Genomic DNA, 14,432 nt, shown 5'->3' with positions numbered 1-14,432 from the left:
TGCCTTATTCGCAAATCTTCAAGCTATTTTTCTACTCCGCCACCACTCGTAAAGGACCGGAATGAGAAGGAGAGTGACTAGGGTGGAAGTGATGAGGCCGCCGATCATGGGGGCCGCGATCCGCCTCATGACATCCGCCCCCGTGCCCTGGGACCAGAGAAGGGGTAGGAGCCCCACGATGGTGGTCAGTACGGTCATGACCTTGGGCCTAAGACGCATGACCGCCCCTTCTACTACGGCCTCACGGAGCACCCTTCTGTCCCGCACGCCCCCGGCCTCAAGCCTTTTGCGGTAGGTGGAGTCTAAATAGACCAGCATGACCACCCCGGTCTCGGCCGCCACCCCCGCAAGGGCGATCATGCCCACTCCTACGGCCACCGAGAGATTGTATTTGAGGAAATAAAGGATCCAGACCGAGCCCACCAGGGCAAAGGGGATGGAGAGCATGATGAGAACGACCTCTATGAGATTTCGGAAATGGAGGTATAGCAAAAAGAAGATCAGAAAGAGCGTAATAGGTATGAGAAGTCTCAGTTTGCGCTTCACCCTTTCCATGAACTGGTACTGACCGCTCCACTCCAGGAAATAGCCCGGTGGTAGCTTGATCTTTTCCCTTACCAGCCGTTTGGCTTCGGCCACGTAGCCTCCGATATCCCGTCCAGCCACATCTACATACACGTAGCCTACTCGAAAGCCGTTTTCGTCCTTGATCATGGGAGGGCCGTCAAGCATCCTGATTTCCGCAAGTTCCCCTAGAGGTACCTGGGCTCCAGAGGGGGTTTTGACCAGTATTCCTTTCAGATCCTCCAGATCGTCGCGGAATTCTCGGGCATAGCGCACCTGAACGGGATACCTCTCCCGGCCCTCCACGGTGTAGTCTATGACCATACCTCCCACCGCGGTTCGTATTACCTCCAAAACGTCACCCACCGTAAGGCCGTAACGGGCACAGGCCGTCCGATCCGGGACAATATCCACGTAGTAGCCCCCGCTTGTCCTTTCGGCATAAACGCTTCGGGTGCCGGGGATTTCCTTAAGAACCCTTTCCAGTTCTTCGCCGATTTTTTGAATGGTGGTGAGATCCTTTCCGTAGATCTTGATCCCGATGGGGGTCCTTACGCCGGTGGTGAGCATGTCAATGCGGGTCTTGATGGGCATGGTCCAGGCGTTGGTCCAGCCCGGGATCTGAAGGGTGCGATCCATCTCCTCGATGAGTTTTTCCCAGGTCATGCCCGGCCGCCACTGATCCCGGGGCTTGAGCCGCACCGTGGTCTCCACCATGGAAAGGGGCGCCGGGTCGGTGGCGGTCTCCGCCCGACCCACCTTGCCGAAGACGGTTTCCACTTCGGGAAAACTTTTGAGTAACCGATCCTGAATCTGGAGGACCCTTACGGCCTCGGTAATGGAGATACCTGGCAGGGTGGTCGGCATATAGAGGATGTCTCCCTCATTGAGGGGCGGCATGAACTCCGAGCCCAGGCGTTGCCACGCCGGGATGGTGACAGCAAGGGCCGCCACCGAGAGTCCAATTACGGCCCACTTCCACTTTAGGGCCCTTCTTAGGACCGGCCGGTAGAGGGCGATGAGGAGGCGCGAGAACGGGTTCTTCCCCTCCGGCAAGGCCCGCCGCACGAACCAGCTCATGAGGGCCGGGGCCAGAGTGATGGAAAGGAGGGAGGCGAAGAACATGGAGAAGGTCTTGGTGTAGGCCAGGGGCTTGAAGAGCTTCCCCTCTTGGGCCTCGAGGGCAAAGACCGGAAGAAAGGAGATGGTGATCACTAGGAGGGAGAAGAAGATGGGAGGCCCCACCTCTTTCGCCGCCCGGAGGATGACCTCCCGGCGGGGGCCTGTCTCGCGCTCCAGGTGTTTGTGGGCGTTTTCTACGAGCACGATCACTGCATCCACCATGGCCCCGATGGCGATGGCTATGCCTCCGAGCGACATGATGTTGGCCGTTATCCGGAGTTTTTCCATGGGTATAAACGAAAAAGCTACGGCCACCGGAAGGACGATCACCGCCACCAGCGCCGAGGGGGGATGCAACAGGAAGAGGAAGATCACCAGAGAGACCACCACCATTTCCTCAACCAGCGTCTTCTTCAGGGTGCCGATGGCCCGTTTGATGAGTCCTGAGCGGTCGTAGGTGATGACGATTTTGACCCCCTCTGGAAGGGCGGGTTCGATCTCTCGGAGGCGTTCCTTCACCCGCCGGATCACGTTTAAGGCGTTTTCCCCATAACGCATGACCACGATCCCGCCCACCACTTCGCCTTGGCCGTTTAATTCTGCGGCCCCGCGCCTGAGCTCCGCCCCGAGACGGACCTCCGCGATGTCCTTTAAGAGCACCGGGGTTCCGGTTTCGGGGTCCACCTTTATCACTATCCGCTCAAGGTCTCTCAGTCCTTTGAGGTAGCCCCTTCCCCTTACGAAAAATTCCTTGCCCGCAAACTCGAGTACCCGTCCCCCCACCTCGCGATTGCTTTTCCGGATGGCCTTTATGACCTCCGAGACCGAGAGCCCGTAGGCATAAAGTTTTACCGGATCAAGAAGGACCTGGTATTGGCGTACAAATCCTCCCACGCTGGCCACTTCCGCCACCCCGGGGACGCCCTCAAGCCAGTACTTGAGGTAGAAATCCTGAAAGGATCGTAGCTCCGCAAGATCGTGTTTTCCGGTGGTATCCACCAGGGCGTACTGAAAGACCCAGCCCACCCCGGTAGCATCCGGACCGAGGCTCACCCGTACCCCCTGCGGCAGACGGTCCTTTATCTGCTGGAGATATTCCAGAATACGGCTTCGTGCCCAGTAGAGGTCGGTTCCATCCTGAAAGAGTACGTAGATGAAGGCCTGTCCGAAGTAGGAATAGCCTCGCACGGTCTTAACTCTGGGAACCGAGACCAGGGCCGAGACCAGGGGATAGGTTACCTGATCCTCCATGAGGTCCGGGCTCTGACCGGGCCATTCCGCCACCACGATAACCTGGATGTCCGAAAGATCCGGGATGGCGTCAAGGGGCACCCTATGGATGGCGTACCAGGAGAAGACCACCATCATCAGGACCACAAGGCATACCATCAAGGGGTTTCTGGCTGAGGTTTCAATGATGCGCGTGATCATGGCCTCCTCCGAAGGCCGAAAGGGCAGCCTTTAGTCTGGATTCGGCATCTATCAGGAAGTTGGCCGAGACCACCACCTCCTCGCCGTGAGAAACTCCCGAAAGGACTATTCTCTTGTCCCCCACCTTTCTGCCGACCCTGACCATGCGGGGTTCAAAGAGCCCGTCTCCCTTCTTTATGAACACATAGTAATGTCCGCCTCCGTAGATAAGGGCCTCGTCCGGGATGACCATCCGCATGCCTAAGGGGATCTCTGTCCGCACCTCGGCCCACATTCCGGGCCGGAGGAGACCCTCCGGGTTATCGAGTGTGAGCCTGGCTCTCAGGACCCGGAGTTTCGCTTCCATATAGGGATAGACCTCTTCTATCTTTCCCCGGAAGGTGCGGTTGAGATAGGGGAACACCACCTCCACCTTAAGCCCGGGCCGGATCTCCGGAAGCTCGGTTTCGTAGAAATCGGCCTCAATGAAGACTTTAGAGACGTCCGCCAAGGTATAAAGCGGAGTTTCCGGGGCAATTCTCTTTCCAGGGAAGACCTGTTTGGCCACCACCCAGCCCGAAACCGGTGAGACAACCGGAAAGGCCTTTAGGGGCTTTAGGGTGTGCTCCACCTCTCTTAGAGCTTCCTCCGGGAAATTCCAGAGCGCCAGTCGTCTACGGGCGCTCTGGATGAGGTTTTCGGCCTCGGATATGAGTTTTGGGGAGGCCTTCATTTCCTGGAGCTTTTTGAGCCACCTGAGCCCGCGGATGAGTTCTTCCTGGGTAGAAAGAACCTCCGGGGCGTAGAGGGTGAAGAGGACCTCTCCACGTTTTACGAATTTTCCGGTGTAATCCGCCCGGACCTCCTCCACCCAGCCGGCCACTCGGGTATGAACCGTAAAGAGGCGGGTCTCGTCATATTTCACCCGGGCCGGAGCCCTCAGGGAGATGACCACCTTTTCATGGGTCACTCTGGCGAGTTTTACTCCTATGAGCTGCGCTCTTTCCGGAGAGAGTTTGACCGGGGCCAGCGGAAGAGCAGATTTTTTAGGGGTTAGATGGTTTTTTTTCTCGTGAGCCGGGGGAGGTGTTTTTAGGGGTTCTTCAGTCTTCAGAGGTACGAGATCCATTCCGCATATGGGACACTTCCCCGGTTTTTCCGCACGATACGAGGGGTGCATTGGACAGATGTAGATCTTACTTTTTGCTAGTGTTGCGGGCGAGACGAGGAGGATCGTCCCCGCCAGGATCAATCCAATAAACCTTTTCATGGACGACCTCCGTCTGAAGATTCCGTGAAAAGAAGGGCCCTTCCGAGGAGGCTTTCAATTTCAAAAATGGCCGAAAGATAGTCCGTACGATGTCTCAGGAGTTCCCTACGGTAGGTGAGGAGATGTCTTACGCGTTCGATGAGATTGAGAAAGTCCAGCTTTCCATTCTCGTAATAATACCTTGCGGACTCAAGATCGGCTTCCGCCTGGGGGAGGATTTCCCTCCGGTAGAGGTTTACAAGTTCCTTCTCGGTGCGGGCTTTGATGAGGAGGTTTTCCAGCCTGAAGGAGAGATCGTTTTTTATGTCCTCGAGGTTTTCCTCGGCTGCCGAGACCTCGTTACGAGCGGCCTCTAGGAGGGGGCCCTGCTTGCGACTGATGAAGAGGGGAATATCTAACCCTATCCCGAGTTCATAGATCTCGGGGAGGTTTCCCCGGGAGTACCAGCCTGCAAAGATCCTGAAGTCCGGATAGCGTTCAAGTTCGGCCAGTCTGGCCGAAAGGCTCCTCTCGCGTACCCGGATGCGGAATATTCGCACGCGTGGGGAGTCCTCGAGCAGGGGATGGAGTCTTTCCTCAGGGGGTAGCGGGGGTAGTTCTTCGGGAAACTCAATTTGTACGGGATGGTCGCAGCCCGTCACCAGGTACTTGCGACAGAGGAGCCACGAAAGGCTTTTGCGTCTCTCCTCGTTGCGGAGGAGCTGTTTGCGGATAAAACTCTTCTCCGTGCGGACGCGGAGAATATCGGCCTGAAGGCCTGCTCCAGACTCATACCGTGTAAGAGCCACCTCTTCAAAGGTCTGAAGGAGGTTGAAGATATCCTTCAGTATTCGGGTTTCCCCTTCAAGGTAAGCCAGTTCGAGAGCACCTTTCAGCATTTCCCCCCGGAGGCGCCAGAAGAGGTCCTCATAGCGGATACGGAGTTCTTCGGTTCTTAGAGTGGCAAGTTTTTTGCGGGTGGGTCTTTTGCCCCGCCATGGAAGTCCCTGTTCGAGCCTCACCCCGGTAAGACTCATGGCCTCTTCCCCCAGGGTATTTGCCGGAACAGGGTCTCCAACATTGCGCACAATGAAACTCAGACGGGGATCTGGTAGGGCCCCGGCGGGCTCAATCCTCTGTTCTTGGGCCTCAATTCGGGCCCGTAGGGCTTTGAGGGCGGGGTGTTTTTGTCGGAGGACGTTTTCCCACTGGTGAACAGCTTCCATCAGGTTCATTCCGTGGATCGGCGAAGTCCAGATGAGAAGGAAGAATAGGATAATACCGAAAAGGCCCACTTGTTTCGGACGGCGTGAGGGCATCTTTTCCTCCCGCTGGGGAATCTTCCTGAGCCAGGGAGAGACCTCCCCGGAGAGTTTTTTTCCGAAGAGTCTTCGACCCGGGGCGGTGGTAAAGATGAATTTCTCGCGGGCTCTCGTCAGGGCCACGTAAAGGAGGCGTTTTTCCTCGGCAGGATCACTATCCGGAAGCACCTTCAGAGGGAGAAGTCCCTTTTCCGCCCCCACTAGGATGACCACCCGGGCCTCAAGCCCCTTGGCTCCGTGGATGGTGAGAAGGTTTACTCCTGTGGTTGAAGGACGCAGGAAGTCGGCCATGGAGATAAGCTTGAGCCTCGCCACGAGTCTCTCTTTCTCTAGATCTCCGGCCAGAATATCGCTGATTCCCTCTTTAAGGTCCGCGGGGAGCCTCGAAAGTTTCTCCCTGAATCCTTCCGGATCGTCCGCATACTTTGCGAGTTCCCTTACGAGTGCGGCCCGCCTCTCGGCTTCCTCCTCGGGTTCGGAAAGGGGAAGGCCCTCTTTGAGGAAGGTTTCTTTTAGAGGGGCAAGTACAGTCCGGAGGCGAGCAAGGACCATGATGTCTCCAGGGCAAAGATCCGTGTAACCTGCGGTTTCCATCCTCGTGCCACCCAAGAGTTCGGCTACCATTTTGGCCACACCGATGGCCTCAGCCCTGACCGAGGGATAACGCCAGCCAAGGATCTCTCCACCGGGCCTGGTGGCAGTAAGGGAGAGTCCCAGGTTGAAGGGGTCAAACCTCAGGCCTTCGGCCATCCGTAGGATGCCTTCCGGTACCCTGTAACTGTGCCGGAGAACATGGATTTTTAGTTCCGGAAGGTTTTCCGTAAGGAAATTTCTGAGTTTTTCGGGCCGAGCCCCTCGGAAACTATAGATGGCCTGGGCCGGATCGCCCACCAGGAAAAACTCAGCTCCCCGGAAGATACTGAGAAAGGAAAGTATTTCCGGGGATAGATCCTGAAATTCATCAATGAGTAGGTGATATCCTGAGAAATCTTTCCGGACCAATTTCCCAGCCTCAATAAGAAGACGATTGTAGTCGTAAAGATTTCGGGCAGATAGATAGCGCAGGTATTCGCTTCTTGCGTCCGAAAAGGCCTCTCCACCGTAGTAGAGTTTTTCGAGCCCCTTGCGTGGGGAGAGTTTCAGACCAGCCCTGCGCAATACCGGCTTGACAATTTCTTCAAGCTCTTCCTCATCTGCAATGCGAGGAGGCTTCCCAGTAGCCTCGTAGAGGAGATCGTAGGCCAGGGCGTGGAAGGTCTCAACTCGGATTTCCCCGAGGCCAGCTTCTGTAAGTCGTTCCTTGAGTTCCCGACGGGTTCTGACCGTGAAGGTGAGAAGGAGGATACGATCTGGCGGGATACCGTTTTCCAGGAGATGGGCGGCCCTGGCGATAAGAACGCGGGTTTTGCCGGCCCCAGGGCCAGCCACCACCAGCATCGAACTTTTGGCTGTAGTCGCTACTTTCTGATCATGATCAAGCCCAAAGGGCTTGCTTTCGGCCATATTTCCTTTATACCTTAGCCCATGTCTCTTTACCATCGTCTCAAACGTTTGATAGGTCGAGCCCTTCATAAGTACGAGATGTTGGCCCCCGGGGATCGTATTCTAATTGCCCTTTCCGGGGGGGCGGACAGTCTGGTCCTTACCTATTTTCTTGCAGAATGGCGACGTAAGGTGAAGTTCGAGTACGAGTTGCTGGCGGTCCACTTAGATATGGGGTTTCCCCGGGGGAAGGACTATGATGAGGGCCTGGGAAAACTTGAGGCCTTCTGTAAAGATCTTGAGGTCCCCTTTCGCCTCATCAAGACCGATTGCGGAATTCAGGCCATGGAGGCTGCGGATGCGGGTACGGCCTCGCCCTGTTTCGTCTGCTCTTGGCATCGCCGGAAACATCTTTTCAGACTGGCCGGGGAGGAGAACTTCAACAAGATCGCTTTTGGCCACCACCGGGACGACCTGGTGGTGACCTTCTTTCTCAATATGTGCTTTCACGGGGAGCTCTCTACCATTCTTCCGGTCCAGGAAATGTTTGGGGGCAAACTCTATCTAATAAGGCCCCTCGTCCTGGTTGAAAAGGAGTCCCTCAAGGCCTACGCCCAAAAGGAGGGTTTCCCCATTGTGGAGAATCCCTGCCCCTTTTCCGGGGAGACCCGTCGAGTCTTCATGGAGCGATGGCTTGAGGAACACCTCTACACCATCAATCCCAAGGTAAGGGGGTCGGTTTTTCGGGCCATTTTCAACTGGCGCCCGGAATACCTTCCGCGTTGATAGACTTTACTTTTGAAAGATGGAGCTTAAATTTTAGAGATCGGATAAATCGGAAGGGAGGTGTGAGATTATGCCCATTTATGAATTCCGGTGTGAAGATTGCGGAGAGAAATTCGAGAAGCTTTGCTTCGGTCTCCGCGATGAAAGGGAGATCAACTGCCCCCGGTGTGGGAGCCACCGGGTGAGGAAGGAACTTTCGAGTTTCGCCTGTGGTCTAGGCGGAAGTGGTTCCTTTGGCTTTGGTTCCTGTGGAAGCAGGGGGCATGGTTTCGGCTTCGGCTGAGCCTAAAACCTCAGAGGGGCGGTCCGCCCCTCCTCATATCCTTTCGAGGATGTGCATTAGGTGCTCTCTGAAGTCGTAAATTTCTTGCTCGAGACCATCGGCCGCCTGGGGTATCCTGGGATTTTCCTACTCATGGCCCTTGAGTCCTCGCTCTTTCCTTTTCCGAGCGAGGTGGTGATACCCCCGGCGGCTTATCTTGCGGCCCGGGGTGAGATGGATCTCGGGCTGGTGATCCTTTCCGGAATAGGGGGTAGCGTGGCCGGGGCCTGGTTTAACTACTTCTTGGCCCTGAAACTGGGGCGTCCGGCCTTGGTGAAGTTCCTCCGAAAGTACGGGAGCTATCTCTTTCTCAGTGAGGCCACCCTTTTTAAGGTAGAGGAGTTTTTCGGACGACACGGTCACATCAGTACCTTCGTGGGAAGACTTATCCCGGGAGTAAGACAGTATATCAGTCTTCCGGCTGGCATCGGGCGTATGAACGGGCTTTTTTTTACCATTTTTACGGCTCTAGGGGCCGGAATCTGGGTCACCTTTCTTGCCCTCTGCGGATACTTCTTGGGTCGAAATGAAGCCCTGCTAAAACAGGCCCTTCACCGGGGCACCTTTGGGGTACTCCTTTTGGCCGGTCTGTGTGTGTTCGTCTATATGTGGTATCACAAAAGAAAAAGGAGCAAATTATAATTTGAAGGTAGCCCGGAGTTTGAAGAGTTTTTCGGCCGGGAAGTGACGGGCCGTGGCTCTGGCCTCATGGGAGATTTCCTCAAGTATCTTTTCCACTTCCTCGAAATTCTGAGCCACGATGGTAAACCAGATGTTCATTCGGTGCCGCCGGAGGTAGCAATGGGTAACTTCCGGACGTTCTCCGATACCTCGGGCGACCTCTTCGGCCCTCTCTGGAGGCACTGAGACCGCGGCCAAGGTGGTCACGAAACCCAATCTCCGGGAGTCGGGACTGGCACCGAGATGCCGCAGTATGCCTCGTTCTTTGAGTTCTTTGAGTTTGTCTATGACCTCGGCTTCGGAGAGTCCGAGCTCCTCACCAAGTTTTTTGAAAGGCCTGGGGGCAAGCGGCAGGCCAGCCTGCAAACGATCAAGTAGCCTTTTTTCGACCGGAGTGAGCATTTAGACTTCTATTTCCAAAATCTCAAAGGTACGCACTCCAGCCGGAGTGTGTACCTCAACCTCGTCCCCCACTTCCTTGCCTATCAAGGCCCGTCCTAGAGGAGAGGTCACGGAGATAAGCCCCTTGTCTACGTCCGACTCATAGGGGCCAACCAGGCGATAGACGACTTCCTCGTCGGTATCGAGGTTGAGGAGCTTGACTTTTACCCCAAACTGGATCTTCTCCGGAGGAGTCTTGGGTATTTCAATGACTTCGGCTCTGGCTAGACGATCCGAAAGTTCCTGGATTCGACCTTCGATGTGTCCTTGTCTTTCCTTGGCGGCCTCGTATTCGGCGTTTTCGGAAAGGTCGCCGTGGGCCCTGGCCTCTTCGATGGCCTTGATAACTTCTTTTCTTTCCACGGTCTTCAAGCGTTCAAGCTCGGCCTTGAGTCTTTGAAAGCCTTCCGGAGTAAAGGGGATCTTTTCCATCTCGATACCCTCTCTTTAGATTAAATTATCAAGAAGGACTCCTAAGAATATTACCACGCTAATGGCTCCATTAAAGGTAAAAAATGCCATATCGAGCCCCGTAAGATCTCGCGGATTTACAGTTATCCTCTGGGCGATGAAAAGGGCGGCCGTAACAAACAAGGCCAAGTAATAGGGATATGAGAGTCCGAAAAGGTATCCCGCGGTAGCGAAAAGAAAGAAGGCCAAGCTATGACAGAGGGCGGAGATAAGGAAGGCCTTTTTCCGGCCGAATTTGGCCGGGATGGAGTGTAGTCCCATCTTTCGGTCGAACTCTTCGTCCATACAGGCGTAAAGGATATCGAACCCAGCTACCCAGAAAACCACTCCGAGAGCGAGAATGAATATCGCCGGATCGGTGAGGGTGCCCTTCACGGCCACATAGCCGCCAAGGGGCGCTAGGGCCAGGGCGGCCCCGAGAAAGATATGGCAGAGCCAGGTAAAACGTTTGGTATAGGAGTAGGCCAGGATTACAGCGTAGGCGATTGGGGAAAGTTTTAGGGTCAGGGGATTCAAGGCTGCGGCGCAGAGGAAGAAGAGAACCGAGGCTGTTATGAAAAAAATCCAGGCCTCAGTCTTTTTCACCAGACCTATCACCAGATGCCGATTGCGGGTACGGGGATTTTGGGCATCGAAGGGGAGATCTGCCAGGCGATTGAAGGTCATGGCCGCGGTGCGGGCTCCCACCATGCAGCCCAAAATAAGAAGGGCAGTTCTGGTCGCAGGGAAGCCTTTTTCCGCAAGCACAGCTCCAGTATAGGCGAAGGGGAGGGCAAAAATGGTGTGCTCAAACTTTATCATCTCTAGGAGGAGTTTAATCTTGCGGAGCATTTAAGTTCCCCATCGAGGCAAATTTCTGACCTCAAAGCCTAAAAACTCGGCGAGCCTCCGGACGAAAAATTCTATCATATCCTCAATATTTTGTGAGCGGTGATAGAAGGCCGGCATGGCGGGATAAATTACGGCACCAGCCTCGGTTGCTAGAACCATATTTCTTAGATGTATCAAGTTGAGCGGGGTTTCTCGTATAACGAGAACTAGGGGCCGGCGTTCCTTAAGCATGACATCCGCGGCTCGCTGAAGGAGATTGCGTGCGGCCCCATGAGCCACCGCCGAAAGGGTCCCCATGGTGCAGGGAATGATCACCATCCCCCGATAGGCTGCCGAACCACTTGCCGGAGGAGCCGAAATCTCGTCCTCTCGGTATAGGCGTTCGGTTAGTTCCATAAGGTCCTTCAAGGAAAGTCCGGTTTCGTGACGTAAGACTTCTTCGCCGGGACGGGTGATGATGACCTCGCTTGCCACGCCTAGTTCTCGCAGGACCCTGAGAAAGGCCACCGCATAGGGGGCTCCACTGGCTCCGGTTATGCCGACGAGGAGTTTTTCCATTTCTTAGCCTCGTTTTTCGCCAGTTTATCACATCGTTCGTTTTCAGGGTGCCCAGCGTGTCCCTCAATCCAAATCCACTCCACCTCGTGGATTTTAAGCAGGCGGCTCAATTCTTCCCAGAGGTCACGGTTTTTGACGGGTTTGCCATCCGCAGTCCGGAATCCCCTTTTTTCCCAGCGAGGGAGCCAATCCGTGGCCCCGGAAAGGAGATATTTCGAATCGGTATACATTTTTACCCGAGAGGGTTTCTTCAAGGCCTTCAAGGCCTCTACCGCGGCTCTAATCTCCATGCGGTTGTTGGTGGTCTCGGCCTCTCCTCCAGTTAGAACTTTTTCGTGTCCTCGGGCCCTCAAGATGGCCGAAAAACCACCTGGTCCCGGATTTCCAAGGCAGGCTCCGTCGATAAAGATTTCTACCTCTTCATAGGGAAGTTGGCCGGTCCGGGCTAGATATTCTCGGACAATGCTGGCTCCGGCGCTGGTCCCTATTCTTTCGGCCCCAGCCTGAATGAAGGCCAGGCATTCCTCAAGCGTCCGAATTCCTCCCGCGGCCTTGATCTTGATCTTACCGCCGGAGGCCTCCCGGAGGAGCTTTACATCTTCAAGGGTGGCTCCCCCCGGCCCGAATCCGGTAGAGGTCTTGAGGTAGGCCGCTCCGGTTCCTGGAATTAGCTCGGCAAGTAATTTTTTTTCTTCGGCTTTAAGATAGGCACACTCAATAATCACCTTAACTTCGGTCGGATTAGCGGCCTTGACCACCTGTTTTACTTCTTCTACGGCCTCACGGACCCGACCGTTTTTTGTCAGATGGAGGTTTATCACCATATCAATTTCATCCGCTCCGAGATCTCGATATAGCCGGGCCTCGTGGACCTTCACCTCTGTGGGCTGGAATCCCAGGGGAAAACCTGCCACCGTGACCACCCGTATCCCGGTACCGGAGAGCTCCTTCCTGGCCAGCGGCACGAAAACCGGAGGCACGCAGACTCCCGCCATTCCGTATTCTTGGGCCTCGGAGCAGAGTTTCTTTATGTCTTTCTCCGTGGCAGTAGGGGCAAGCAAGGTGTGATCTATATAGGGGGCAGGGTTAAAGAGTTTAGGCATATAGTTTCCCCATGTTCTCCACCACGGGCCTCTGAAGCTCAAGAAAACATTATTTGAAATTTAACCTTTGTTTTATCCTTTACAAGGATTAAAATGACTTACATGGAAAAGGGTGCGTCCTATTATTCGGTTTTTCTCAATCTTGAGGGGCGGCTCTGCGTGGTGGTGGGGGGAGGGGAGGTGGCGGAGCGGAAGGTGGAAGTTTTGCTTTCCTCCGGGGCCAAGGTGCGCGTTATTGCCCCGCAGATCACCTGGCAAATAGAAAAGTGGGCTGATGAAGGAAGGATCGAGCTCTTCAAGCGTCCTTACCGTTGGGGGGATCTTTCCGAAGCCTGGTTGTGTGTGGCCGCTACCGACGATCCGGAGGTCCAGAAGGAAGTATTTTCCGAGGCCGAAGAGCGTCGTATCTTTTGTAACGTGGTGGACAAGCCCGAACTCTGCTCCTTCATTGTCCCCTCGGTGGTGCGGAGAGGACGGTTACAACTCGCCATTTCCACTTCCGGGGCTAGTCCAGCGGCGGCGAGAAGGATTCGGGAAAGACTCGAGGACGAGTTCGGGCCGGAGTGGGAGGTCTATCTCGAGCTCATGGCCCGCTGGCGGAAAGAGATCCTTTCGCGAGATCTCCCCGAAGAAAAACGACGAGAGATCTTCACGCGACTGGCCATGGCCCCCATCCCGGAATGGATCCGGAACGGTGACTGGCACTATATAAGAGCCATTGCCGAAAGAGAAGGGTTGTTCGTAGAAGATTTTTTTAAAGAATAAGGCTTGATTTTCGGTTCGAATTTTGTTTTCTTGCTATTTAGAAGGAATTTTTCCCGAACTTATGACAAAATGAAAGACAGAAGGCGAGGTTTTACGCTCATTGAATTGGCCATTGTTTTGGTTGTCCTGGGGGTCCTCGCCGGGATAGGGGCAGGGATAGTCGGGCTTCTCATCAAGCGTGTCCATTACAACCAGAACCGGGAGCGGCTTGAGGCCAATGTGGAGGCCTTACTCGGATATGCCTTGACTAATAATGGACGCCTTCCTGACTCGGCTAACTGTAGTCAATATCTTAGAAACGCTAAAGATGTGTGGGGGAAAGATTTTGTCTGTATTACCGCCCTGGAATTGACCAAAAGTAGCGCCTGCGCTCGTAAAACCACTTCCCTTCAGGTAATAGACGACAACGACAACGCCACCCACGAAAATATAGCTTTTGTGATCATAAGCGGAGGACCGAATTACAATGTTCAGACTTCCGGCAGTTCTACTACTCACATTTATATTCCCGGATATCCAAATGTAGACGATTACACCACTGATATGGATCGCCCTGAGCCCTACGATGACATGGTGCGTTATGTCAGTCTTGCCGAGCTTAAGGCCAAATTAAAGTGTCCTTATTCTGAAGAATATTTGCGGATTTTGAACAACGAATTGCCTTACGGTTTTGAGGGTTCTTCTTACAACGCCACGGTCTATGCTGCCGGCGGGGTGCCTTATACCAGCGGTGGAAAATATCGTTGGTGTGTGGAGGATCCCTCAAATCTTCAAGGAGCTGGTATTGATTTTATCTGTGGAACCGGTAGCGCCACGATTTCTGCTAATTGTAGCAGTGAGCCCACCTGGAATCAGTGCGATCAGATTGAGATTTCCGGAAACGCAAGTGCTACAGGGACTTTTAGTTTAACTTTCTTTGTTAAAGATGCGGACAATAATACCACCCAAAAAACTCTAGCTCTCACCATAAACTCTTCAGGAAGCCCCGGAGGCGGGGGAGGCGGCGGAACATGCGCCTATGGTACGCCTATTATAGTAAATAATGTTGGGGGTACTAGATATGTTGAAGTGGGAAGTAAATTTGGCTTTTTGTGTGTTTCTAGTGGTTCGTGTATAGAGTTTACTTCTATATCTATTGGTTTTAACCAGTGTGCGACTGTATATAGAAAATCTAACTGTAGAGGACGTGAAACCAAATTTAGTTACGATGATGCTTATAGTGCAGATATCTCTCGAGATTGTGTAGTGAGTTATAACAATGGTGTACTTAGTGACTGATATTATATTTTTCAATTATAATACTGGATTCGCAATCCATCCCGCGG

Annotated in this window: 13 protein-coding genes; 5 read left to right on the top strand and 8 right to left on the bottom strand. The window is 54.1% G+C overall.

All coding sequences use genetic code 11. The features are described 5' to 3' along the window. Positions 1-18: 18 nt before the first annotated feature. From TDIS_RS07110 to TDIS_RS07100, 3 genes are read right to left on the bottom strand one after another with little or no spacing between them, the layout of a single operon-like run. Positions 19-3,117 (bottom strand): efflux RND transporter permease subunit, encoded by a 3,099-nt coding sequence (locus TDIS_RS07110; protein WP_068670771.1) that lies wholly within the window; start codon positions 3,115-3,117, stop codon positions 19-21. Continuing rightward, positions 3,098-4,366, bottom strand: coding sequence for an efflux RND transporter periplasmic adaptor subunit (locus TDIS_RS07105; protein ID WP_084271016.1), 1,269 nt, complete (start codon positions 4,364-4,366; stop codon positions 3,098-3,100). Before TDIS_RS07105 ends, TDIS_RS07110 begins: the two co-directional genes overlap by 20 nt. Further along, positions 4,363-7,170, bottom strand: a complete 2,808-nt coding sequence (locus TDIS_RS07100) for a UvrD-helicase domain-containing protein (RefSeq protein ID WP_161939498.1) — start codon at positions 7,168-7,170, stop codon at positions 4,363-4,365. Before TDIS_RS07100 ends, TDIS_RS07105 begins: the two co-directional genes overlap by 4 nt. Positions 7,171-7,191: 21 nt before the next feature. Between TDIS_RS07100 and TDIS_RS07095 the strand changes: the two genes are divergently transcribed. The 3 genes from TDIS_RS07095 to TDIS_RS07085 all read left to right on the top strand — a co-directional run bounded on the left by TDIS_RS07095 (position 7,192) and on the right by TDIS_RS07085 (position 8,899). Beyond that, positions 7,192-7,935 carry a tRNA lysidine(34) synthetase gene (locus TDIS_RS07095; RefSeq protein ID WP_068670765.1) on the top strand — a complete coding sequence of 248 codons (744 nt, stop codon included), beginning with the start codon at positions 7,192-7,194 and terminating at the stop codon, positions 7,933-7,935. 70 nt (positions 7,936-8,005) lie between these two features. Beyond that, positions 8,006-8,218 carry an FmdB family zinc ribbon protein gene (locus tag TDIS_RS07090; RefSeq protein WP_068670763.1) on the top strand — a complete coding sequence of 71 codons (213 nt, stop codon included), beginning with the start codon at positions 8,006-8,008 and terminating at the stop codon, positions 8,216-8,218. A gap of 60 nt (positions 8,219-8,278) precedes the next feature. Further along, positions 8,279-8,899 (top strand): DedA family protein, encoded by a 621-nt coding sequence (locus TDIS_RS07085; protein WP_068670761.1) that lies wholly within the window; start codon positions 8,279-8,281, stop codon positions 8,897-8,899. Here TDIS_RS07085 and TDIS_RS07080 read toward each other — a convergent pair. Genes TDIS_RS07080 through deoC form a run of 5 tightly spaced genes read right to left on the bottom strand, consistent with a single transcriptional unit; the run spans position 8,894 to position 12,342 of the window. Continuing rightward, positions 8,894-9,340, bottom strand: a complete 447-nt coding sequence (locus tag TDIS_RS07080; protein ID WP_068670759.1) for an Lrp/AsnC family transcriptional regulator — start codon at positions 9,338-9,340, stop codon at positions 8,894-8,896. The two genes, TDIS_RS07085 and TDIS_RS07080, sit on opposite strands and share 6 nt — an antisense overlap. After that, on the bottom strand, positions 9,341-9,811 hold the full coding sequence (gene greA / locus TDIS_RS07075) for a transcription elongation factor GreA (protein ID WP_068670757.1): 471 nt from the start codon (positions 9,809-9,811) through the stop codon (positions 9,341-9,343). It lies immediately after the preceding gene. A gap of 15 nt (positions 9,812-9,826) precedes the next feature. Further along, on the bottom strand, positions 9,827-10,681 hold the full coding sequence (locus TDIS_RS07070) for a 4-hydroxybenzoate octaprenyltransferase (protein ID WP_068670755.1): 855 nt from the start codon (positions 10,679-10,681) through the stop codon (positions 9,827-9,829). After that, complete coding sequence (locus tag TDIS_RS07065; protein ID WP_068670753.1) at positions 10,682-11,239, bottom strand: UbiX family flavin prenyltransferase; 558 nt, start codon at positions 11,237-11,239, stop codon at positions 10,682-10,684. Further along, positions 11,215-12,342: a deoxyribose-phosphate aldolase gene (gene deoC, locus TDIS_RS11250; protein WP_068670746.1), complete on the bottom strand. Its 1,128-nt coding sequence runs from the start codon at positions 12,340-12,342 to the stop codon at positions 11,215-11,217. Before deoC ends, TDIS_RS07065 begins: the two co-directional genes overlap by 25 nt. Before the next feature lie 93 nt (positions 12,343-12,435). On the opposite strand from deoC, the gene TDIS_RS07055 reads away from it, so the two are divergent. Both TDIS_RS07055 and TDIS_RS07050 read left to right on the top strand, forming a co-directional pair. Continuing rightward, positions 12,436-13,107, top strand: a complete 672-nt coding sequence (locus TDIS_RS07055) for a precorrin-2 dehydrogenase/sirohydrochlorin ferrochelatase family protein (RefSeq protein ID WP_244147492.1) — start codon at positions 12,436-12,438, stop codon at positions 13,105-13,107. 69 nt (positions 13,108-13,176) lie between these two features. Further along, entirely contained in the window at positions 13,177-14,385 is a 1,209-nt protein-coding gene (locus TDIS_RS07050; protein WP_068670744.1) for a type II secretion system protein, read from the top strand. Positions 14,386-14,432 lie beyond the last annotated feature (47 nt).

Source organism: Thermosulfurimonas dismutans (assembly GCF_001652585.1).
GTDB lineage: Bacteria > Desulfobacterota > Thermodesulfobacteria > Thermodesulfobacteriales > Thermodesulfobacteriaceae > Thermosulfurimonas > Thermosulfurimonas dismutans.
The sequence above is the reverse complement of the archived record's forward strand: the minus strand, read 5'-3'. Positions and strand labels throughout refer to the sequence as shown.